General features: G+C 47.4%; 25 protein-coding genes. 12 read left to right on the top strand and 13 right to left on the bottom strand.

Annotation, left to right across the window (positions count from 1 at the left end):
• Positions 1–59: 59 nt before the first annotated feature.
• Both hrcA and NG792_RS12105 read left to right on the top strand, forming a co-directional pair.
• Positions 60–1,130 carry a heat-inducible transcriptional repressor HrcA gene (gene hrcA / locus NG792_RS12100; RefSeq protein WP_261235587.1) on the top strand — a complete coding sequence of 357 codons (1,071 nt, stop codon included), beginning with the start codon at positions 60–62 and terminating at the stop codon, positions 1,128–1,130.
• 38 nt (positions 1,131–1,168) lie between these two features.
• Positions 1,169–2,053 (top strand): isocitrate lyase/PEP mutase family protein, encoded by an 885-nt coding sequence (locus NG792_RS12105; RefSeq protein ID WP_261235588.1) that lies wholly within the window; start codon positions 1,169–1,171, stop codon positions 2,051–2,053.
• A gap of 62 nt (positions 2,054–2,115) precedes the next feature.
• Here NG792_RS12105 and NG792_RS12110 read toward each other — a convergent pair whose 3' ends face one another.
• Both NG792_RS12110 and NG792_RS12115 read right to left on the bottom strand, forming a co-directional pair.
• Positions 2,116–2,307: a hypothetical protein gene (locus NG792_RS12110; protein ID WP_261235589.1), complete on the bottom strand. Its 192-nt coding sequence runs from the start codon at positions 2,305–2,307 to the stop codon at positions 2,116–2,118.
• A gap of 95 nt (positions 2,308–2,402) precedes the next feature.
• A complete protein-coding gene (locus tag NG792_RS12115; protein ID WP_261235590.1) occupies positions 2,403–3,413 on the bottom strand; it encodes a sulfurtransferase in 1,011 nt (336 codons plus the stop codon).
• Positions 3,414–3,834: 421 nt separating this feature from the next.
• On the opposite strand from NG792_RS12115, the gene NG792_RS12120 reads away from it, so the two are divergent.
• Both NG792_RS12120 and NG792_RS12125 read left to right on the top strand, forming a co-directional pair.
• On the top strand, positions 3,835–4,533 hold the full coding sequence (locus NG792_RS12120) for an SAM-dependent methyltransferase (RefSeq protein ID WP_261235591.1): 699 nt from the start codon (positions 3,835–3,837) through the stop codon (positions 4,531–4,533).
• An 8-nt stretch (positions 4,534–4,541) separates the two neighbouring features.
• Positions 4,542–5,030: a GNAT family N-acetyltransferase gene (locus NG792_RS12125; protein WP_261235592.1), complete on the top strand. Its 489-nt coding sequence runs from the start codon at positions 4,542–4,544 to the stop codon at positions 5,028–5,030.
• A 4-nt stretch (positions 5,031–5,034) separates the two neighbouring features.
• On the opposite strand, the gene NG792_RS12130 is transcribed toward NG792_RS12125, so the two are convergent.
• On the bottom strand, positions 5,035–5,679 hold the full coding sequence (locus NG792_RS12130) for a Uma2 family endonuclease (RefSeq protein WP_261235593.1): 645 nt from the start codon (positions 5,677–5,679) through the stop codon (positions 5,035–5,037).
• A 210-nt stretch (positions 5,680–5,889) separates the two neighbouring features.
• Between NG792_RS12130 and NG792_RS12135 the strand changes: the two genes are divergently transcribed.
• Positions 5,890–6,903, top strand: coding sequence for an ABC transporter substrate-binding protein (locus NG792_RS12135; protein WP_261235594.1), 1,014 nt, complete (start codon positions 5,890–5,892; stop codon positions 6,901–6,903).
• A gap of 65 nt (positions 6,904–6,968) precedes the next feature.
• Here NG792_RS12135 and NG792_RS12140 read toward each other — a convergent pair whose 3' ends face one another.
• The 3 genes from NG792_RS12140 to NG792_RS12150 are packed head-to-tail and all read right to left on the bottom strand — an operon-like array spanning position 6,969 to position 8,012.
• Positions 6,969–7,613, bottom strand: coding sequence for a Uma2 family endonuclease (locus tag NG792_RS12140; protein ID WP_261235595.1), 645 nt, complete (start codon positions 7,611–7,613; stop codon positions 6,969–6,971).
• On the bottom strand, positions 7,610–7,780 hold the full coding sequence (locus tag NG792_RS12145; protein WP_261235596.1) for a PIN domain-containing protein: 171 nt from the start codon (positions 7,778–7,780) through the stop codon (positions 7,610–7,612). The genes NG792_RS12140 and NG792_RS12145 overlap by 4 nt, the downstream gene beginning before the upstream one ends.
• The gene (locus NG792_RS12150) at positions 7,767–8,012 is read right to left on the bottom strand and encodes an AbrB/MazE/SpoVT family DNA-binding domain-containing protein (RefSeq protein WP_261235597.1); all 246 of its coding nucleotides are present in this window, start codon (positions 8,010–8,012) and stop codon (positions 7,767–7,769) included. The genes NG792_RS12145 and NG792_RS12150 overlap by 14 nt, the downstream gene beginning before the upstream one ends.
• A 329-nt stretch (positions 8,013–8,341) precedes the next feature.
• On the opposite strand from NG792_RS12150, the gene NG792_RS12155 reads away from it, so the two are divergent.
• Together NG792_RS12155 and NG792_RS12160 are read left to right on the top strand one after the other, a co-directional pair.
• Complete coding sequence (locus NG792_RS12155; protein WP_261235598.1) at positions 8,342–8,608, top strand: DUF4258 domain-containing protein; 267 nt, start codon at positions 8,342–8,344, stop codon at positions 8,606–8,608.
• A 12-nt stretch (positions 8,609–8,620) separates the two neighbouring features.
• Complete coding sequence (locus NG792_RS12160) at positions 8,621–8,857, top strand: DUF2283 domain-containing protein (RefSeq protein WP_261200998.1); 237 nt, start codon at positions 8,621–8,623, stop codon at positions 8,855–8,857.
• Positions 8,858–8,929: 72 nt separating this feature from the next.
• On the opposite strand, the gene NG792_RS12165 is transcribed toward NG792_RS12160, so the two are convergent.
• Complete coding sequence (locus tag NG792_RS12165; protein WP_261200999.1) at positions 8,930–9,328, bottom strand: hypothetical protein; 399 nt, start codon at positions 9,326–9,328, stop codon at positions 8,930–8,932.
• Positions 9,329–9,358: 30 nt separating this feature from the next.
• Positions 9,359–10,039, bottom strand: a complete 681-nt coding sequence (locus NG792_RS12170; RefSeq protein ID WP_261201000.1) for a DUF6232 family protein — start codon at positions 10,037–10,039, stop codon at positions 9,359–9,361.
• A 23-nt stretch (positions 10,040–10,062) separates the two neighbouring features.
• Here NG792_RS12170 and NG792_RS12175 point away from each other — a divergent pair, with 23 nt between their 5' ends.
• A complete protein-coding gene (locus tag NG792_RS12175; RefSeq protein WP_261201001.1) occupies positions 10,063–11,454 on the top strand; it encodes an ATP-binding protein in 1,392 nt (463 codons plus the stop codon).
• A 79-nt stretch (positions 11,455–11,533) separates the two neighbouring features.
• On the opposite strand, the gene NG792_RS12180 is transcribed toward NG792_RS12175, so the two are convergent.
• Complete coding sequence (locus NG792_RS12180) at positions 11,534–12,358, bottom strand: ABC transporter permease (protein ID WP_261235599.1); 825 nt, start codon at positions 12,356–12,358, stop codon at positions 11,534–11,536.
• A gap of 314 nt (positions 12,359–12,672) precedes the next feature.
• On the opposite strand from NG792_RS12180, the gene NG792_RS12185 reads away from it, so the two are divergent.
• Positions 12,673–13,440, top strand: coding sequence for an ABC transporter ATP-binding protein (locus NG792_RS12185; protein WP_261201003.1), 768 nt, complete (start codon positions 12,673–12,675; stop codon positions 13,438–13,440).
• A gap of 44 nt (positions 13,441–13,484) precedes the next feature.
• Here NG792_RS12185 and queG read toward each other — a convergent pair whose 3' ends face one another.
• Entirely contained in the window at positions 13,485–14,423 is a 939-nt protein-coding gene (gene queG / locus NG792_RS12190; RefSeq protein WP_261235651.1) for a tRNA epoxyqueuosine(34) reductase QueG, read from the bottom strand.
• Positions 14,424–14,988: 565 nt separating this feature from the next.
• Between queG and NG792_RS12195 the strand changes: the two genes are divergently transcribed.
• On the top strand, positions 14,989–15,435 hold the full coding sequence (locus NG792_RS12195; RefSeq protein WP_261235600.1) for a nuclear transport factor 2 family protein: 447 nt from the start codon (positions 14,989–14,991) through the stop codon (positions 15,433–15,435).
• Between the two features lie 402 nt (positions 15,436–15,837).
• On the opposite strand, the gene NG792_RS12200 is transcribed toward NG792_RS12195, so the two are convergent.
• The 3 genes from NG792_RS12200 to rsmH all read right to left on the bottom strand — a co-directional run bounded on the left by NG792_RS12200 (position 15,838) and on the right by rsmH (position 19,157).
• A complete protein-coding gene (locus NG792_RS12200) occupies positions 15,838–16,263 on the bottom strand; it encodes an ATP-binding protein (protein WP_261201006.1) in 426 nt (141 codons plus the stop codon).
• Positions 16,264–16,266: 3 nt separating this feature from the next.
• Positions 16,267–17,934 (bottom strand): SpoIIE family protein phosphatase, encoded by a 1,668-nt coding sequence (locus tag NG792_RS12205; protein WP_261201007.1) that lies wholly within the window; start codon positions 17,932–17,934, stop codon positions 16,267–16,269.
• 350 nt (positions 17,935–18,284) lie between these two features.
• Entirely contained in the window at positions 18,285–19,157 is an 873-nt protein-coding gene (gene rsmH / locus NG792_RS12210; protein WP_261235652.1) for a 16S rRNA (cytosine(1402)-N(4))-methyltransferase RsmH, read from the bottom strand.
• Between the two features lie 192 nt (positions 19,158–19,349).
• Here rsmH and NG792_RS12215 point away from each other — a divergent pair, with 192 nt between their 5' ends.
• Both NG792_RS12215 and NG792_RS12220 read left to right on the top strand, forming a co-directional pair.
• Complete coding sequence (locus NG792_RS12215) at positions 19,350–20,543, top strand: NAD(P)H-quinone oxidoreductase subunit H (RefSeq protein ID WP_261201008.1); 1,194 nt, start codon at positions 19,350–19,352, stop codon at positions 20,541–20,543.
• Positions 20,544–20,885: 342 nt separating this feature from the next.
• A complete protein-coding gene (locus tag NG792_RS12220; RefSeq protein ID WP_261235601.1) occupies positions 20,886–22,085 on the top strand; it encodes a class I SAM-dependent methyltransferase in 1,200 nt (399 codons plus the stop codon).
• Positions 22,086–22,087: the final 2 nt, after the last annotated feature.

The raw sequence follows: 22,087 nt of genomic DNA on the forward strand, positions 1-22,087 counted from the left end.
ATAACCGCTTAGTTTTTAAAACCGATTACATTTGGCTTTGGCTCCCATAATTTGTGCAAATGAACCTTAACGAACGACAACAATATGTTTTATGGGCGACTGTCCGGCACTATATCGCCACTGCCGAACCTGTAGGCTCTAAAACCTTGGTGGATGAATATAATTTAAGTGTCAGTCCCGCCACCATTCGCAATGCAATGGGGTGGTTAGAAAAAGCCGGACTCCTCTATCAACCCCATACCTCCGCAGGTCGCATCCCTTCGGATTCGGGCTATCGCATTTATGTGGATAAGCTAATTAAACCGGACGATGGCATCTCGCGACAAGTGGAACAGGCCCTGAGCGATCGCCTAAAGTTAGAAAATTGGGCCTTTGAAGCGGTGTTGCGCGGGGCTTCTCAAATCTTGGCGGCCCTCAGCGGATATATCGCCTTAATTACAATGCCTCAGACTCACACCGCTTGTCTGAGGCATTTGCAGTTAATTCAGATTGAACCGCGCAAAATCATGATTGTGGTAGTGATTGATAACTATCAAACCCAATCTGCCGTTATGGAACTTCCCGAGTCCCCAGAGGACTCCCTCGCCGATGCGGAAGTGGTCGATCGCGAGTTGCAAATCCTCTCCAATTTCCTCAATCACCATCTACGCGGCCAAACCCTCGCCCAATTATCCGCCCTGGATTGGAGTGAATTAGGCCGAGAATTTGAGCAGTATGCGGAAGTTTTGAGCCATTGGTTACAAGATTTAGCCCTCCGTGCTCAAACCCCAGGCAAAACTCAAATTTTGATTAGTGGAGTTTCAGAAGTATTAAGACAACCGGAATTTTGTGAATTGACCCAAGTCCAGACCCTGATTCAACTCTTGGAAGAAGAACAGGACCAACTCCTGCCGTTGATTTTTGAACCGCCTGCACCGGAAGGTTCGGGACGGCGGGTGCAAGTGCGAATTGGGGCAGAAAATCCCCTAGAACCGATTAGAACCTGTACTCTGGTTTCGGCAACTTATCATCGGGGAAGAGTACCTGTGGGGAGTGTGGGAGTTCTCGGACCGACGCGGATGGTTTATGAAAATGCGATCGCGATCGTGGAGGCGGCAGCGGATTATTTATCGGAGGCTCTCAGCGTTTAAAATAGGGTTCATGTTGTTTGCGATCGCCAGTCGAATTCATGAACTCAACTCACACGCTCCGAGAACTCCTGAAACGCCCTGGAATGCTCGTTGTTCCGGGGATTTATGATTGTATTAGCGCCCAACTCGCCGAACGCGCCGGTTTTGAAATGGTCTTCACCAGTGGATTCGGCATCTCCGCCTCCACCCTGGGACGACCCGATTATGGCTTCCTCACCGCCACGGAAATGCTATATAGTGTAGGCCGCATCGCACAATCAGTCAAAATTCCCGTAGTTGCCGATATTGATACCGGCTATGGTAACCCCCTGAATGTCATCCGCACTGTCACCGATGCCCTACAGCAGGGAATTGCGGGCGTGATTTTAGAAGACCAAGAATGGCCGAAAAAGTGCGGTCACTTCCAAGGGAAACGGGTAATTTCCGCCGAAGAACATATACAAAAAATTCGCGCCGCAGTCCAAGCACGAGGTGAGAGTGGATTGGTGATTGTCGGACGCACCGATGCTAGAGCACCGTTAGGCTTACCCGAAGCCATTCGCCGGGGTCGAGCCTATTATGAAGCCGGTGCAGATATTGTATTTATCGAGGCCCCGCAGTCGGTACAGGAGTTACAAGAAATTGCCGCAGCCTTTCCGGATGTACCGTTGTTTGCCAATGCCATAGAAGGCGGAAAAACGCCGGTGTTATCGGCGCAGGAGTTAGAGACATTGGGGTATAAAATCGCCGTGTATGCGTTATCGGGATTGTTTGCAGCAACGAAGGCGATCGAGGACTGTTTCCAGTATTTAAGACAACATCAAACCACGACAGGGTTTGATAATTTAGTGAATTTTCAGGAGTTTGAACAAATCATTGATGTACCGAAATATCGAGAATTAGAGCAAGAATTTTCGGCGGTGAAAGAGGGGCAGGAATCGTGACCAAGGCTTGTGAGAGTGGGACGGTTGCTTCCCGACAAGCCTGGGAGTGTGGGCCGCTTTCCCTAACGGAAACTAACAGTTTCCGTATCCTCGGTATCACTGTCACTGTCGGTATCACTGTCGCTGGGGGGGTCTAGCTCCGTCGGCAGGCAGCCCGAGGCCGGATCTAGGCCGATCGCAGGAGCAGCAGCCCCTAGGCATACGCTCCCGAGAGCAGCAGTCAGAATCAAGTATCGTGATATCTTTAATTTCATGGCAAGTTACCTGTTTTATTAAATAGGGGCGATCGGGGAAAGGGTTAAGGACTGGATAACGGCTATCCTTTAACCCTTTCACCCCTGAATCAAATCTAGACTAGGTCGGGGTCCTGACCTGTTTCCAGAGGCAGGTCAGGGAACGAGGAATACTCCGTCCAAGACCCTTCATAAATCCGTACATTGGGGTAGTTCAGCAAGTGCTTGAGCACGACATATTGCAGGGTCGCTTCCCGCCCAGTGCTACAAGTTACCACGATTGTATCATCCCGGGTGATTCCCCGGCGATCTAGTATGGCCTGAATTTCATCAAGGGGCTTGAGCTTGTGGAGGTTGTCTTCCCCAATGGTGAAGGTTGGCCAGGGTATATTCTTCGCCCCGGGGATGTGACCATTGCGTTGGAATAGGTCAACTTCACCGGCATAGAGGGGCGCAGGGCGAGGATCAATGAAGGTAACCTTCCCGGTTTGTACAAAGCCACGCACATCGTCTAATGTTACTCGCACGGAGGGATTATCCTTCATCGTGAATGTCCCCGCTTCGTACTGCGGAAAGGCTTTGGTGAGGGGTAATTTGGCATCTCGGTAACCTGGATAGCCACCATCTAAAACCGCAGCTTTGGCATGGCCGCTCCGCTCTAGCAGGTAGGCGACCATAGTAGAACCCAGGAGGTTGTTCCCATCAGAGTACACCACCACATCGCTGTTTGCAGTGATACCCGCTTGGGTGAAGAGGAATTGTAAATTGTCGAGATTCCAATACTGGATGGGCAAACGACCATTGGGACCTCGGAAGGTGTTATCCGCGATATGAACGGCCCCTGGGACATGGCCCTGGATGTAGTCCAAGGGGTTCATCCGAACATCCAGAACCCGCAGGTTTTCGTCGTTGAGGTGTTCAGCTAACCATTGGGGGCTGACTAAACGAATGTGACTCGCGTTGGTTCCAGCAGCCAAATGAAAATTGGGGATGCTGCTTTGCTGGGATAAAGCAGGCATCACCACCGTAACAGCTAACACCGATGTCACAAAAGCCAGAATGGCGGCTGTGACTCCTTTCAGTTTAAAAAAGCGCGATCGCATGAAATAAAGCTCCTGACTCTTCAAAAAAACTAAATCATCGGGACCTGGAGAACCCAGGAAACAGCAGGACCCTATTCCCTCGTATTCCGACCAAGTTACCGTATTTTTCTGATTCTACCCCAATCCGAGCCATAAAATTCTGTTATTTTTCCTGAGTTAAGTTATTTTTCACGATTTGTTAACAATTTGCTCTCAACCCGGATGGGTAAGGCTTGAGGAACCGTATATGTGAGCCGTTATCCCGCTATTTTGCCAGGACCCCCTAAAATTATGTAAATCCTTTAGATGAGGGATAGGTGGATCTCAACAGGGCTTTCCTCATCATTTGGAGCGGTTTTTAGTTCCTGGGTGATGCACTTCCCTTGGGGGGTGGTCAGTAATGCAGTTCAAGGGTAAGAAGTGCTATCGTGAGATTTGACTCTCATCGCTGCTGATTCCAAAACTTATGAAACTGAATGAAATTATCCCTTGGGGCAGAACCCTGGAAGAATATCAATTAATGTTTAATTTGTCTCCAGCCAATTTAAAATTTAAAATATTGGGTTGTGGGGATGGACCAGCCAGCTTTAATGCGGAAATGACCGCTCTGGGACATTCGGTTATCTCCGTTGACCCCCTTTATCAATGGTCGGGAGAACAAATTAAACAGCGGGTTCAAAACACTTACGAATCTGTAGTTTCCCAAGTTCGACAAAATTCCCATGAGTATGTTTGGAATAGATTCCAGAATGCGGATGAATTGGGACAATCCCGTTGGGCTGCAATGGAACGGTTTTTACTAGATTATGAAGCGGGTAAAGCTGAAGGTCGGTATCAACAACAATCTTTGCCCCATTTAGCATTTGATGACCATCAATTTGCATTGGGACTCTGTTCTCATCTCCTGTTTTCCTATTCGGAACATTTATCCCTGGAGTTTCATTTGGATTCAATCACTGAACTTCTGCGAGTCTGTGAAGAGGTGCGGATTTTTCCGCTGATTAATTTGCAGGGTGAGTTATCCCCCTATTTGGAAACAGTCATTGCGAATCTATCCAGTGCGGCGTTTAATGTACAGGTTGAATCGGTGGATTATGAATTTAGAAAGGGTGGTAATCAGATGTTGAAAATTCAAGGTAAATCTTTATCAAATCTGGGGAATTGAGGCATCCAATGAGTATCATCCCAAACCCAACTGGAAAAAGAGTCGGTCCGGAGATCCAAACAAAAAGGCTGACTGATGGCGATCGCGAATTGGCGAGGGGGCTGTTCACCCTAATGGCTGAGGTGTTTGCAGAAGCCTATGAACCCTTGAGCAATGATTACCTGAATTGTCTCTTAAACCGAGAAGACTTTTGGGCGATCGCCGCATTCGTAGGCGATGACATCGTGGGCGGAATCACGGCACATACTCTACCCCTGACTACAAGTGAGTCGTCGGAAGTTTTTATTTACGATATTGCGGTCCGCAGAGACTATCAGCGCCAAGGGATTGGACGGCACTTGCTGACAGCACTCTGTGAGGCGGTAGCAGATGTAGGAATCCTGGAAGTGTTTGTTGGTGCAGATAATGAGGATATTCATGCCCTTGATTTCTATCAGGCGTTAGGAGGTGTCCCCTCTCCCGTAACCATCTTCACCTTCTCGGGAGATGAAGCGTGATCCGTTATTGTTGCAGTTGCGATCGCACCCACTGCCGAAATTCCCGCAGTCGAGCATTTTCTCCTTTTTCCGAGTCTAACTGCATAAAGCGCCCCAATTCTTTCACCGGAAACGAACCAAACGCTAAACTGTTTTCTGATTCTACATACCCCGCCTCAGTCAAACAATAAAGACTGAGTTTCCCCTGCTGCCAACGCCATACCTCGGGAACTTTTAGTTCTGCATAAATATCCATTTGATTCACCGAGGAATGGGTTGTATCAATTTCAATGGCTAAATCTGGCGGGGGGTCTACGGCTAAATTAATCTTTAACTTCCCGCGAATTGCCCGTTCATTTTGAATATAAAAACATTCATCGGCTTCTTTGCCGACTGCCTTGGGTTGCGATCGCCAGGTTGTGGATTTTAACCCGCAAATTTCTAGTTTTAGTTCCTCCGATAGCGCTGTAATCAGACGTCCCAAGGTCCAGCTATAGCGTTCCTGTTCCTGTAACGGTGTCCTCAGTTCTAAAGTCCCCTTGTAGTAACTCATGCGCGGGGTCGGATTTTCCGCAAAAATAGCCAGCAGTTGTTCATACATCTCCCAACTGACGCCATACAAAACCAGATGGGAACCGGCTTCTGGGGGGGTAACTAAGGTTTGAGTCATACAGCAAATTTAGGGCCAGTCGGGTGGCTCCCGGCTTCGGTTTGCGCTCTCCTATTGTATCCGATATTTGAAGAGGCGATCGCGATCGGGGCGAAATCGAAGGAGACGCCCGCCTATTTTGTAAAGATTAGCAGACAGATAAAAACCAATAAAAAAGAACAATTTAATTCAGATACAATACAATTTGCGTCTATCTTATTTCCTCAACCCATGACTCAACGTTGGACTCGTCGTCAAACTCTGTGGATGCTAGTTGGTGCCGCTGGGGGTCTGGCTTTACACGCTTGTACTCCTCCTGCTAATAACCAATCCCCTGCCCTAGGTTTATTTACCTGGGTGGGTTCTACTCCCCTTTATATTGCCCAAGCTAAAGGCTTTTTTCAGAACCGGGGGTTAAACTTAGATATTAAAGTCTTTAGTGCCAATACCGATGCCAATACGGCTTTTATTTCTCGGCGGTTAGATGCGGTTTCTCCGGTGGGATCGGAGGCGGTGACTTTAGCAGCAGCAGGCAAGGCATTTAGAATTGTTTTAGTCCAAGATACTTCTGTTGGGGCAGATGGAATTTTGGCCCGCCGTAGTATTGCCAGTTTATCTGATTTTCGAGGCAAACAAATTGCGGTGGAAGAAGGCAGCGTCAGTCATTTCTTTCTGCTGCAAGTGTTGGATACGGTGGGTTTGGGGGCAGAAGATTTTACGTTAATTAATGCGCCACCGGATGCAGCAGCGGCAGCTTATCAAGCGGGAAATATTCCCATCGCTGTCACTTATGCGCCCTATTTACAACAAGCCAATACCGCCCAACCCGATGGACGAATTATTTATGATTCTTCCCAAATGCCGACGGCAATTAATGACCTTTATGTGTTCGATGCTGAATATGCCGATCGCCATCCTGAAATGGTAGAAGCTTTTGTTGCCGGAGTTTTGGAAGGAGTGGCATTTCTGGAAGCAAATCCCGAGGAGGGGGTGGCGATCGCCTCTCCTCAATTAGGCATTCCTGTTGACGAATTACAAGCAGGATTGCAAGGGGTGCGTCTCCCGGATTTGAACGCCAATATCGAGATGCTGGCGAATGCTGAAAGTAATGTTTATTTATTAAACACTCTGAATTCCCTCGCCCAGTTCTTGCAATCTCGAAATCAAATCCAACAAATTCCCGATTTAACTCCCTTCATTGATCCTAGATTTGTTCTCGCCCTGCGAGATAAACAATCTAGTTAGAATCAGGTGGGGATGATTGCCAATTTTGATTCGCTTCATCCCCTCACGGACGAGTTAGCAATTCTCTAGCTTGGCAATTGCGATCGCACCCACTGCCGAAATTCCTGCAATCTAGCATTTTCTCCTTTTTCCGAGTCTAACTGCATAAACCGCCGCAATTCTTTCACCGGAAACGAACCAAACGCTAAACTGTTTTCTGATTCTACATACCCCGCCTCAGTCAAACAATAAAGGCTGAGTTTCCCCTGCTGCCAACGCCATACCTCGGGAACTTTTAGTTCTGCATAAATATCCATTTGATTCACCGAGGAATGGGTTGTATCAATTTCAATGGCTAAATCGGGCGGGGGGTCTACGGCTAAATTAATCTTTAACTTCCCGCGAATTGCCCGTTCATTTTGAATATAAAAACATTCATCGGCTTCTTTGCCGACTGCCTTGGGTTGCGATCGCCAGGTTGTAGATTTTAACCCACAAATTTCCATCTCCAGTTCCTCCGATAGCGCCGTAACCAGACGTGCCAAGGTCCAGCTATAGGTTTGATGTTCCGGTAACGGCGTCCTCAGTTCTAACGTTCCCTTGTAGTAATTCATGCGCGGCGTCGGATTTTCCTCAAAAATAGCCAGGAGTTGTTCGTACATCTCCCAAGTGACGCCATATAAGACCAAATAGGAACCGGCTTCTGGTGGGGTAACTAGGGTTTGAGTCATACAGCAAATTTAGGGGCGATCGCTCCAATTAAATAATCAGAAAAAAGGACAATATTGGCAATAAAACAAGGCTGGTTTTGTTTGATAAACTCTGCCGCCTGTTTCCACTGTTGCTGATCATCTTGAATGAGGTAGCGAACAAGTATATTTGTATCAATTCCAATCATTCGCCCCCTCAGAGATAGCACTCTCCATTTCTTCGAGGGTCACTTTCTTGATCTCGGGTCGGTGCAAGATTCCGGAGAGTTCTTGCACAGGAACATTCAGGGGGAAAAGTTTAACTTGTCCCTCTTCATCAATCACAAAGCTGATTTGACTACCGCTTACGAGTTTTAGGCGATCGCGGATTTCTTGGGGAAGGGTAATTTGTCCGGTATCGGTGACAGTAGCACTGAGCATGGTAGAAATTGGGGTAAGTTAGGTTTTCTATCCAGTTTAGCGTGAAGTTTAGACGAAATGCTAACCCGTCCCGAAGTCCAGTAATCCCGCTATGGATTCAGGATTTGGGTGGTGTTAAAGAAGGGAACCCGCTTCTGCAAGGGTAACTCGGGTTTGAGTCATAGAGCCAATTTAGGGACCCTCGGGTGGCTCCCCGTTTCGGCTGGGGCTCTACTATTGTATCCGATGTTTGAGGAGGCGATCGCGATCGGGACAAAACCGCACGAGACCCCACCTGGTTTTGTTAAAATACACCCAAAGATAAAAACCCAGAGACAAGATGAGACAAGATGGAAAAGCCTATTTACTTTTCAAACCATGCCCGACAGCAAATGCTCCTAAGAGGTGCTGAGGAAGAGGAAGTCATAACAGCTATTCGTTCCGGGAACTGGCAACCTGCTAAAAATGGGAAGTTGCATTCTCGTCTTCAATTCGGCTACAATAAGGATTCCCCAATAAATCAAGAGTTTTATCTTTATAAAGCTGTTGACGCTATCTTTAAAGAAGGACTGGAGCAAATAGTTGTCATCACGGTTAAAGTTTATTATTTCAATTAAACACAGGAAACCATGAAAATTTATTACGATTCCGAAGTGGATGCACTCTATATCGAACTGTTGCCTTTACCAACAGCAACCGCCGAAACAAGAGAACTCTCAGAAGAAATTATTGCCAATTACAGTCCAGATGGAAAGCTGGCTGGATTAGAAGTTTTGGATGCTTCCCTTGTTCTCGGCGAACAATTGCAAGAAATTATCATAGAAAATGCAGCCGGTAAAGTGCTGCATAAAATGGCTCTTTTATAACAAAATATTTTGGCTTAGGGGCCTAAAAAAATTGTCATTTTTTAGCTAAAAATAAGGAAGGCTTCTAATTTGTTATCCTAATCCCAGTGCAGATGCAATGTAAGGCAACAGTTTTTTAAACTCTTCTACAAGTTTAGCAGCGGTAGGCAAGCTTTCGGTCAGGATACCAAGAAGGGTATATTTGGCTGTCTTAGCTTCTTGCTTTTTGGTGGGATTTTCAGGATTATTTAGTGCCTCCTCTAATTTTTGCACTTCCTGTAAAGCCATATTTTTATTCTCTTCGCTTAGGCTAGATTCATTTTGAATTGATGCTTTCAGAGAATTCAACAATTCTCCAGCGCTTGGATTATCTTCTTTGGCTTCTTGTCTCTCATTTACAGTAGTTTTTATGGTGTTATTATTAGCAGCACCACCGATATAAGTTCCTGTAACAGAGCCAACTTCATTTTTCACTGAATTGGGGTCAGTCATTTTACTTTTATCTCCTATTATTTCACGTACTTATCGAAAGTTTACATTATTTTCATGGGCATTTCCCCCAATAAAATTACCCGTAACATTTCCTTCAACTATATTGACTACATAAGTTCCTAAATCTTTATCGCTGTCCATATATTTGTACAAGGTAGCCACAACAGACTTCAATCCCGCCTTATCGCCGGTTGAAAAAAATATCGACCTTCCCGAGTTAAAATAAATTGCCAATCCATATTTCCGGGGTTGTACCTGATTGTAAACTAAACACACTAAAGCTATTACTATAAAAAATATACCAAAACTTCTTGCGGCGTCATCCGGAAAATTGGCTGCAAACAGACCCAGAAGAAACAGACCTAAAATTAATTTGATTGGTAAAAGCATTCTAGGTATTTCTGACACACCAAATCCAGTCATGTTATGAAATTGATATACCTCTTCACCAAATTGAACAGTTTTGTTCGTGATATATATAGTTGAACTGCCTACAACCTCTTCGTATTTGGAGCTTAACCCTACATTTTTATTGCTCATATCTTCACAAAACTTGGTGAAAATTTGAATCGTTACCTGTAAATTATTCTGGATCGTTATTGGGTTTGTAAAGTCGGAAACATCGGCGGGTTTATCAGAAAAGTCAGTAAATTTATCGGATAGGGCCAATTTTTTGTTGGAAATGTCGGAAAGATCGGATATAATAGGCAAAACCCTAGTACCCTCGTTAAATTATGAACATCACGGAAGTGTTGAATCTGGCGGATGAGCTGGTTTTTGCTCAGACGGGAAAGCATCTGGATTATCTCCAAGAGGCGATACTCCAAGGAACGGTAGAGGGTCAGACTTACTCGAAAATTGCGGAAGAGACTTATGCGAGTGAGGGGTATGTGCGAGATGTGGGTTCGGACCTCTGGAAAATTCTCTCGGAAGGGTTGGGGAAAGAAGTTAGTAAAGCGAATTTTAGATCCGTATTAAACAAAAGTATTAAATTTCACGTTTCATCAACTACAGTAAAAAATTTTGTTGGAATTAATAACGTTAATATTTGTCCGGAACATAGCCGATCGCCCACTCAACCACAACAACCCCAGGCAACTCCCACTGCACTCCGTCTCGACTTAGGCAACGCACCGGAACTCTTCAATTTTTACGGACGAACTGAGGAACTCGCCACACTCGATCGCTGGATTATTCAGGAACGATGCCGTTTGATTGCACTCCTCGGACTCAATGGCATCGGTAAAACCACCCTAGCACTCCGTTTGATTGATCAGATTAAATCTCAGTTTGATTATGTCATTTATCGCAGTCTGCGGTATTGTCCTTCTCTGAGTACAACTCTGACTAATTTACGGGCTGCTTTTTCTCCAGATTCTGAGGGTCCTAATACCCTGGAAACTCAACTAACTGACTTAATTGCTCATCTGCGTCAGTTTCGCTGTTTGATTGTTCTGGATGATATGCAGATGTTGTTTGCTGGGGGTAAGCTGGCGGGTCAATATCAATCGGGGTATGAAGACTATCAGGATTGCTTCAAGGCGATCGCCCAAGTCAATCATCAGAGTTGTCTGATGCTGCTGAGTTGGGAAAAACCACTGATGGTTTCTACCCTAGAAAGCGAAAATTTGCCGATTCGCTCTTTTCTTTTGGGAAGTTTAGGGGCATCCGCTACCGGAATTTTACGAGATAACAAGTTATTGGATGAACCCAATTGGGATGAGTTGATTAATCTTTATCAAGGCAATCCCTTATGGTTAGTACAAACTGCCGGGTTAATTCGTGAAGTTTTTGCGGGTCGAGTCTCGGATTTTTTAGCTTATAAAACAGTGATTTTATGTGAACCCTTGCAAGAGGATTTAGCTGGTCAGTTTCATCGCTTAACGGCTCAAGAATTGGCAGTTATGGGACAACTTTCTCAGGAAGCAGAACCCGTTTGTTTAGCGCAACTCTTGCACCTGACTCAATTCTCTCCGAATGAATGTTTTAACCTGATTCAATCCCTGAGTCGGCGGTTTTTTGTGGGGTCTCAGGAACAGGAAGGGGTCAGGAGGTTCTTTCTTAATCCGGTGTTGAAGGAGGCTGTCAAAAATTGGAGGGCTTCGGCAACCGCTGATCGCCTCTAGGGAACAGGAACTCTCCCCTCTCCTCAAACACAGGGGATGATTGCCAATTTTGATTCGCTTCATCCCCTAACCTTCGGGTTTAATGTTGAGAATGTTCCGCCCAAGGGGTGACTCGTTTGGATAAGGTTTTAAAGGCTAAATCCAGGAGTAAGCCGATCGCCCCAATTACCACAATTGTCACTAAGACGCGATCGGTTTGCACAAACCGTTGCGCCCGGGCAATTCTAAATCCTAACCCGCGATCGGCTGCAATTAATTCAGAAATCACTAAGAAATTCCAAGCCCCAGCTATATTCACCCGCAAGGTATCTAAAATACTGGGTACAGATGCGGGTAAAATCACTCGCGATAAAATATGCCATCGGTTCGCCCCTAAGGTATAAGCCGCATTCAACAATTCATTAGGAATAAACTTTACCGCATCGGCGATCATAATGGCATTATAAAAGACAATGCCTAAAAAAATGATGACAATTTTGGCACTTTCTCCCAGTCCAAACCAGACGATAATCAAGGGAATAAATGCCGCGACTGGCATATACCTGACTGTCCCCACAATCGGGCTAAATAAACTATCCATGCTGTAAAATGTTCCCATCGCAATTCCGATGGGAATGCCAACGGCAGCCGCTGCCAAAAATCCGGCGGTGACGCGCAGGAAACTGGCAACTACATCCCCCCATAAATTCTCTTGCACAAACATTTGAATGCCTGCACTAAAGACAGCGGTGGGGGTTGGCAATAGCATCGGGGATATCCATCCGCCATAGCTTAAAATGGACCAGAGGATGAGGGGAATGGCAAGGGCGCTGATAGCTAACAGAACCCGGAGTCGGTAGGGAAATCCTTGCCGAATACTCCAAAAGATGGAAGGTTTGAGATGGGATTTGGGCGATCGCGGCATAATCTTTCAGTCTCTCGTCGCAACGAATCCCGTCTACTCTATCGCAGTTCCCATTTAGATGATGGCGACTGCCCAGCGATTAAAATAACTTAACAATTGCGGCGCGCCAACTTTTTTAAAAAAAAATGCGCCGCGTCTTGATTTTTGTGCTATTATATATGATAATGAGAATGGTGAGTAAAATTTTAAAATAAGCACCACTCTCATTATCTCATATAATATCACGAACTGCTAGGTTTGCAACCCAATCCTCAAAAAAAAATCGCGCCGCGCCCCAAAATGTAATTTTAAATAACCCGATCGCAATTAATCAAATGAACCAAGCCGCCCCCGAACCTGATTCCCCGAAACTTGCAGTCAAAGGACTTTATAAAACCTTCGATCGCCTGGTGGTATTAGAGAACATCAACCTCTACCTTCAAGGCAATGAGTTTGTCTGTATCGTCGGGGCATCTGGCTGCGGAAAATCGACCCTATTAAACATCATAGCAGGATTAGCAACTCCGACATCGGGGAAAGTGCTGATTGATGGAGAACCCGTCTTAGGACCCGGGTGCGATCGCGGGATGATTTTCCAGAACTACTCCTTATTTCCCTGGCTCACTGTTAGCGATAATATTGGGTTTGGACTCTCCCTCAAAGGCATAACCAAAGCCGAACGACAAGAGAGAATTCACTACTATTTAGAAGTCGTAGGATTGAAAAAATTTAGCAATGCCTATCCCAAACAACTCTCGGGAGGAATGAAACAACGAGTCGCGATCGCCCGCGCCTTAGCTAACGAACCCGAAGTCTTACTCATGGATGAACCCTTTGGAGCCTTAGATGCCCAAACCAAAGAACAGATGCAACAATTCATGATAGAACTCTGGTCCCAAACTCAGACCACCATCTTAATGATAACCCACGACCTCGAAGAAGGAATCTTCCTATCCCAACGCATTTATATCATGAGTGCCCATCCCGGAAAAATAAAAGAAGAACAAACCATCTCCCTACCCCCCTCTCGCACCTTAGACACCAAACTCACACCAGAATTCATAGAAATCAAACGCCACCTCATTCACACCCTTCGCACCTAATCCCCTCCGTGAAAATCAGTGAAATCAGTGGTTACCCTCCCCTCTTAAATCCTCTTAATCCCCTCTAAATTCGCCCCAGCATTCCGCCTCCACATCGCCGGTTTAATCCGACGCAATGCCGACCCCCGAAACCTGCGGTCCCATTCTTCATCAGAAAGATCCGCTAACTCTGCCAGAGTGGGTGAAACATTCTCCGGATAGGGTTGAAACTCAGCCACATCCGTAGGTTGAGCAAAGCGTTGATTCCAGGGACAAACGTCCTGACAAATATCACAACCGGCAACCCAGCCGCTTAAGTGAGGTTGAATGGAGTCGGGCAAAGTTTCTGCACGATTTTCGATGGTATGATAGGCGATGCACCGATTGGCATCGACTACAAAGGGTTGGGCGATCGCCCCAGTGGGACAAGCCTGGATACAACGGGTACAAGTGCCGCAATGGGAAGTATGAGGAGAGTCCGGGGTTAAAGGTAAATTCGTGAGAACTTCCCCAAGAAAGATCCAGGAACCGTACTGTCGAGAAATTACATTGCCATTTTTAGCAATCCAACCGATTCCCGCTCGTTGTGCTAACACTTTGTCTGGTACAGGGCCAGTATCCGCATAATAGCGGGCTTGAATATCGGGGTTGTGCGCTTGCAGCCATAAAGTGAGAGCTTTGAGCTTTTTATGCATGATTTTATGATAGTCCCGTCCCCAGCCATAGCGAGAGATTTTGGCATAGGCAGGGTCTTGGGGGTGTTGGTGTTCCGTGTAGTAGTTGAGGGCAACACAGATTGCGGATTGGACATCGGGCATGACTTGGCGGATATCCTGGCGTCTGGGATTGTTCATCCAATCCATTTCAGCCTGATAGCCTTGGGCTAACCACTGTTGTAGGGCGGCGACGGGGGCGGGGTCTGGGGGGTCGATCGCCGCGATGCCGACTTGATGAAATCCCAATTCTTGGGCTTTGGCTTTAATTTGGGTGGGGGTGGGGTTCATGGCTAGATTTCTGGGTGGGTGAATGCGATCGCCAGGGGGGGTCTTAACCAGTCTCGGTGTCAACTTTTCACTTAGTGGATTCCGAATGCCTTACCCAAAACACAGGGGAGGGGACTGGCGGTAGAGTTTTAATCCGAGTCAATAATGGGCTGGAAGTCAGGCGGTCCCTGGGGTTTGGGAGTCCTATTACTCTAGGTTAAGACAGTGATTGGTAATTCTGATTGTTGAGGGGTGGTCATTTGTAAAGAAATGTTACATAATGGGAGTCAAGAAAGAAAAGCAGAAGCACAAACAACCCGCTTACTGGCTTAAGCGCCTGTGTTGGTGGCACACCACGGCGAATAATCTCTAAATTTTAAACTCTGTAAGTTTTTATCTGCATCTCTAGGAGGAGATAAAACCCTCCCATTGAGATTGATATAAGTTTTCCCAACGTTCTTGCCTCTCCCTAGGCAAACCCCTATCTGGCTTGTGGAAGTTTTGGTTTTCTTCCGCAGCCAGATTTTATTTGTTGACCTAGAATTATAAGAGTTATCAATTGATTCAAAATTTTTAGGAGAAAATTATGACAAATTTAGAGACCCTAACCGGGATAAATTATAACTCCAATCTGGATAATTCTCTGTCTGAAGGAGGAAGACAGGAGGAGTTTGGTGCAACAATTCAGCAGTATTTTAAGGGGTTGAATGAAGGGGAGTTTGAATTAGTCAGCGAGTTATTTGCACCGTTCGGGGAACTGCGGCCACCGTTTGAGGAACCTGTGGTGGGACCGGAGGCGATCGCGGCCTATTTACAAGCCGAAGCTAAAGGAATGAAACTGTATCCGGGAGCGGAATTTCGGGAATCGGTAGAAGGGGGAAATCGGCATTTTGAAATCCGGGGACAAGTGGAGACGGCTTTTTTTAAAGTGAATGTTGCCTGGTTTTTTGTGTTGAATGCAGCAGCAGAAATTCTCAGCGTGCGGGTCAAATTGTTAGCATCCCTGAAAGAATTAGTCAACCTGAGACGGTAGGGGCATTGGTCATTGGTCATTGGTTATTGGTCATTGGTCATTGGTCATTGGTCATTGGTCATTGGTTGATGGGGAGGATGGGGGGATGGGGAGGATGGGGGGATGGGGGGATGGGGAGGATGGGGGAGAGAGCAGAAGCTTTAAGGATCTACTTTACTTTTGTAGCCTGCGTCGGCAGGCTTTGTCCGTAGAGCCAGACCCTTGGGGGTGTGGGTTTTGGATATTTTATTTTTGGGAATTCTTAGACATAGAATGCACCCCTTTTTTAGGGGGAGAGGGAACGTCAAGGGGCGATCGCCTAGAGAGTAGAGTAGCTTTCCCACAGAATCCTCGCCGCCCGAACGGACGATCGGAACCCCGGAAAAAAATAGAGCGATCGCCGTTCCATAGACCGGTAATCGCTTACGCTTTTTGTTCCGACATACTCGCTTCCAACTTGAGACAGTTACGACCATCAATTTGGAGACTGTACTCCACCCGATCCATTAGACGATTCATAATTAACCATCCGTAACCGCCATCGGGCATTTGTTCCGGGACTGGGGCCATATAGGTCGATAAATCGTACCCTTTGCCATGATCCCAAACTTCCAGGGCGATATCCCGTTCCTTGAGTTCCAGTCGAACCAGGACCGGGAGATTGGGTTGATCCCGGTGAGCGTGACGCACCACATTAGAATAGGCTTCCGCCAGAACTAAACGTAAGCGATTCGACTGACGGGGCCACTCAATATGATCTCCAAGCTCCATTTCCAGACAGCCCAAAAGCCAGTTTTCAACAATCGTCAAAAACCGCAAGTCGCTTGGGACGTGCAACTCAGTTCTCATTGCTTACAGAACCTCCAGAGAAAGTATAGTTTGGTCATCTTCCTGCTCTTGAGCAATTTCGCGGACGCGAGCTAATAAGTGATTGAGGTCGAGGGGATGATTTTCCTGACCGATCAACTGCCAGAGACCCTCTTGTTCCAACATCGACCCCTTATGGTGTCCAATAGAGGAGTCGGGATTGGTGATGGTGGCCTCCGTGAGACCATCGCTCGTTAGCAGAAAAACTTCCCCTGGATTTAACTCCATGCTCCCAACAGTGCCTCTCCAGACGGGTAAAATTCCCAAAGGAATTCCCCGAGCTTTAAGGAAATTGGGTTCGACCGTTGCTGCATCAGAAGAAGTTAACATTTGATGAGACCAGACGAGGGGATAGATATGTCCCGCATTTGCATAGGCCAATTCTCTGGTAGAGGGGCGATAACGAGCCACAACCATTGTAATAAAACAGTTATTGCCCATCAGGTCATCTGCCAGAGCGCTGTTGAGATTGGTCATAACCGTTTGGGGTTCTGGCGAAGTTTCTTGCGCCAGTTCACGCCGCATCACCGAAATAGCACTTGCCATAAACAGCGCAGCGGGGACCCCTTTACCGGAAACATCACCCACAGCGACCCAGATATCACCTTGAGCATGAACATAGACCTCAAAGAAATCACCGCCTACGGCGCGAGCAGGATAGCAAGAGGCTTGAACCCGAGCGCTTTCAAATTCCGGCCAACTTTGACGAAGCAAATTGGTTTGAATTTGACGAGCCACCTCTAATTCAGCCATCATTTGCTGGGCTTGCTCCTCAGTGCGCTGATAGAGCTTTGCTTGAGACAACGCTAGGGAGGCTTGTTCAGCAACCCCTTCAATCAGTTGGATATCTTCAGGAGACCAACTGGTAGCGCTGCCATCTTGGTAGACCGACATCACGGCGAGCAGATCTTTTTGGTAGCTTAGGGGGACAACCAAGCGAGTCGAATCCTTGCCCTGATTGTCTCCTTGGACTAATTGAGTCTGACGGCTTTCCAGGACGGTGGCAATCAGGGAATCCTCCTCATCGGGTACATCAATGGAGCCTGTGTCGGGGTTCAGGTATGAAAACGAGTCCGGCGTGAGGCGATCGCCCTCTACAGGTCGCAAAATGCAACGAGTCGCCTCAAAATTTTCGCCGACCGTTTCCACAATCGTCTGCAACATACTGCGGTAGTCCAAAGACTCCCGAATCGCGCTCATCACCGCATTAAATAATGCTTCCCGGCGCAGAGCGCGACGGAGGATATTCGTACTTTGCTTAACAACCTTGTAAGTTTCAGACGCTTGCTGAACCACCGCCTTTAATTCTTCAGGGTTCCACGGTTTGGTGATGTACTTGAATACTTGGCCGGAGTTAATCGCCTCTACCAGGTCCTCTACATCGGTGTAGCCAGTCAGTAGAATCCGAATCGTATCGGGAAACCGTTCTACCGTTTTACTGAGAAATTCTGTGCCGTTCATTTCTGGCATTCGCTGGTCTGAAATAATCACGGCCATTTCGCCGCTTTCGTCCAGCTCCTCCAGAGCTTTAAACGCACTATCTGCTCGATAAACGTCAAAGTCCCGCCGAAACGTCCGGTATAGCAAGTCTAGGTTGTCGATTTCATCATCGACTACCATCAGTTTCAGCTTGCTCCCTTTTCCCCGACTCATGCGATACCCCACTTACAGGCTATATGGATTCAGTGTGACTTGCGCCCTTGTACGGCTGTTTTCGACGGGCCGATCTCAATCGGGTGCCTAACGGGTTGAGAACACCACTGGCAAATCACGCTTTGGGTGGGCATTCCTTTCTCTACAAAAGTACCCGGCGATCGGCAGGCACTAACGGGCTTTCCTCCGCTCAAATGAGCTTAACATAGAGAGCTGGCTTGTTAGCAGCCTGCAATTGAGTTCGGTCGATTTGTTGAAGACCGTTGTTCGTTGGGGTGAGCCAGTGGGTCAGTTTTCTGGGCCCTAACACACCCCGCCGGTGAGTCTTCACCCAGGGGACCTTGCATCTCCTAGGTTAGATCCGGCTCAATACGCTCGAATAATCTCAACTTAGCCGAACGCGATCGCGAGTTGTGGGCAATTTCTGCTTCCCCTGGCGTGATCGGCTTTTTCGTCAGCACCTTAAGCAGCGGTGAATCCCGCATCCGATGCTTGACCAGTCGATCTTCTAAGCTATGAAAGCTAATAATACCCAGACGTCCCCCCGGATGCAACCACTCAGGAGCCTTTTCTAAAAACGTTTCCAGGGCAGCCAGTTCCCCATTCACTGCAATCCGCAACGCTTGAAACACCCGAGTAGCTGGATGTATTTTCCCATGCCGGTACTTCCCTGGCACTGAAGAGGCGATCGCCGATGCTAACTGAGTCGTGGTTTCCAACGGACGCCGTTCCACAATTCGCCGCGCAATCCGGCGAGAAAATCGCTCCTCTCCATACCGATAAAAAATATCCGCCAACTCCACCTCATCCCAATGATTCACAATCTCCCCTGCATTCAACTCCTGCCGTTCATCCATTCTCATATCCAACGGAGCCTCATACCGAAAACTAAACCCCCGTTCCGGGCGGTCTAACTGGGCCGAACTCACCCCCAAATCTGCCACAATCCCATCAAACCGCAGCTTTTGGGGGTGATATTCCGCAAAATTCCCTTGCCAAAATGTCACCGCATCCCCATACTCCGCCAACCGACTCCCCGCTGCATCCAGGGCCAAGCGATCGCGGTCGATCGCCACCAACTGCACCCCCGGGGCCGCCTCCAAAATCAACCGTGAATGACCCGCCCCACCCACCGTCGCATCCAAATAACGCCCCCCGGGACGGATCGCCAACCCCTCCACCACTTCCCGACTCAAAACCGACAAATGGACAAACTCCTCCATTGCCTCCGAATTTACACTCACTCCCTGATTTACCACTGACCCAATCTCCCTATAATGATGAAAGCAATAAAACAAAAAGAAACAATTGGCAAGCAAACTGCCTTACCCCGTCCCGATTTTAGATTGTAGAAAATCCCCCATCGCGGGCCGGTAGGGCAGCCCAAATCTGTCTCAACAGGAGCACCCTCATTTATGGCACCACCAACCCGGATAGAAACCAGAACCGATCCCATGATTCTCAGCATGGGACCGCACCATCCCTCCATGCACGGGGTCCTGCGCCTAATCGTCACCCTTGACGGTGAGGATGTAGTCGATTGCGAGCCAGTCTTGGGCTACCTGCACAGAGGCATGGAGAAAATTGCCGAAAACCGCACCAATATCATGTTCGTTCCCTACGTCAGTCGCTGGGACTACGCTGAGGGAATGTTCAACGAAGCGGTAACCGTCAATGCACCGGAGAAACTCGCCGACATCGAAGTTCCCCGACGTGCCAGCTACCTGCGGGTAATCATGCTGGAACTGAACCGAATCGCTAACCACCTGCTCTGGTTGGGACCCTTCCTCGCTGACGTCGGCGCACTTAGTCCATTCTTCTACATTTTCCGCGATCGCGAAATGATTTATGACCTCTGGGAAGCCGCCACCGGCCAACGCATGGTCAATAATAACTACTTCCGCATCGGTGGCGTCGCCGCTGACATCCCCTATGGTTGGGTCGATAAATGCGAAGACTTTTGCGACTACTTCGATCCCGTCATTGACGAATACGAACGCCTAATCACCAATAACCCCATTTTCCGTCGCCGGATTCAAAACCTCGGCGTCATCTCCCGGGAAGAAGCCATCAACTGGGGTCTCTCCGGTCCCGTCTTGAGAGCATCCGGCGTCAAGTGGGACTTGAGAAAAGTTGACCATTACGAATGCTACGACGACTTTGATTGGGACGTCTGCTGGGCCACCGAAGGAGACTGTTTAGCCCGATATATCGTCCGCATGGCCGAAATGCGCGAATCCCTCAAAATCCTTCGCCAAGCCTTAAAAGGTCTGCCCGGTGGACCTTACGAGAACCTAGAAGCCAAACGGATGATGGAAGGACCCAAATCCGAATGGAACGGATTTGACTATCAATTCATCGCCAAAAAGATTGCCCCCACCTTTAAAATTCCCGCTGGAGAACATTATTTCCGAGTGGAAAGTGGCAAAGGAGAACTAGGAATTTATCTAATTGGTAATGATAACGTCTTCCCCTGGCGCTGGAAAATCCGCGCTGCTGACTTCAATAATTTGCAAGTCTTGTCCTCTATTTTACGCGGCAACAAAGTCGCGGATATTGTGGCAATTCTCGGCAGCATCGACGTGATTATGGGTTCCGTTGACCGATAATTAAACGGTGATGAGTTTTGAGTTTTGAATCCTCGGTTCAGAATTCAAAACTCATCCATAGATACCCACACCCTAAAGGGTCTGGCTCTACGGACAAAGCCCGCCTACGCGGGCTAATTCATAACAATAATGAAATATCCTCTCGTTAGATGCCCGCACCCTAAAGGGTGGGGCTCTACGGACGAAGCCCGCCTACGCGGGCTAATTCATAACAATAATGAAATATCCTCTCGTTATAAACCTCGTGTCATGGCTGAAGCCGTGACACGCCCAATCAGCGGCTCTGCCGCCTAATTGCGGTAGGGAAACCATACCCACCCTACTCTTAAATCCTAGCTCAATATGTCTAACTTGTTAACCCAAATCATCCAAGAAAAAATCCTACAAAATCCCCAACGGCGAATCACCTTTGCCGACTATATGGAATTAGCGCTTTACCACCCCCAATATGGATATTACGCCGCCAATGTTGGAAAAATTGGCGCACAGGGAGACTTTATGACCTCTCCCCACTTAGGCGCAGATTTTGGGGAAATGCTGGCAGTGCAGTTCATCGAAATTTGGGAAATACTCGAACAGCCTACCCCATTTCACCTCGTAGAAATGGGTGCGGGTCAAGGATTAATTGCTGCTGATGTCATCAAATATCTCTATCGCCACCATCGGGATTGTTTCACCGCCACCGAATATCTAATTATCGAACAATCCCCGGCAATGCGCCAGTTACAACAGCAGCAATTCTCCAAACTCTCCAGCAATGGTGCGAATTTGCGCTGGGTGACTTGGGAAGAAATCGAGAAAGATTCAATCACTGGCTGTTTCTTTTCTAATGAGTTAATCGATGCGTTCCCTGTGCATCAAATTCAGGTAGCAGGGGGAAAACTCCAAGAAATTTATATCACCACCTCGGACAAAATACCCGAGTCCCCCGAAGCGTCTCTTTTTCAAGAAATCACCGGGGAACTCTCCACTCCCCAAATTACCGAGTATTTCCAATGGATTGACATTGACATCACGGGAAAACCCTATCCAGACGGATATCGCACGGAAGTCAATCTCGCGGCATTGGATTGGGTGAGACAAGTGAGCGAAAAACTCAAGCAAGGATATGTGCTAACCATTGATTATGGATATCCGGCTCAGCGATATTATACACCCACACGACACCAAGGAACATTACAATGCTATTATCAACACCGCCATCATGATAATCCCTATATTTTGATTGGGGAACAGGATATAACTGCTCACGTTGATTTTACCGCATTGGAACGATTCGGGGAATCCTGGGGATTAGAGAAATTAGGGTTTACCCAGCAGGCAATGTTTTTAATGGCATTGGGGTTAGGCGATCGCATTGCGGCACTCTCCACCACTCCAGGCATGGATTTAGGAACAATGATTAATCGCAGGCAAGTCTTACATGAGGCGATCGACCCTAGAGGATTAGGGGGATTTGGCGTGTTAATCCAAGGAAAAGGATTAAGTGAGGCGCACAAGGAGACGGGGTTAAAAGGGTTGAGAATACCCCCGATGCGGTAATG

The organism is Laspinema olomoucense D3b, from assembly GCF_025370785.1.
Lineage (GTDB): Bacteria > Cyanobacteriota > Cyanobacteriia > Cyanobacteriales > Laspinemataceae > Laspinema > Laspinema olomoucense.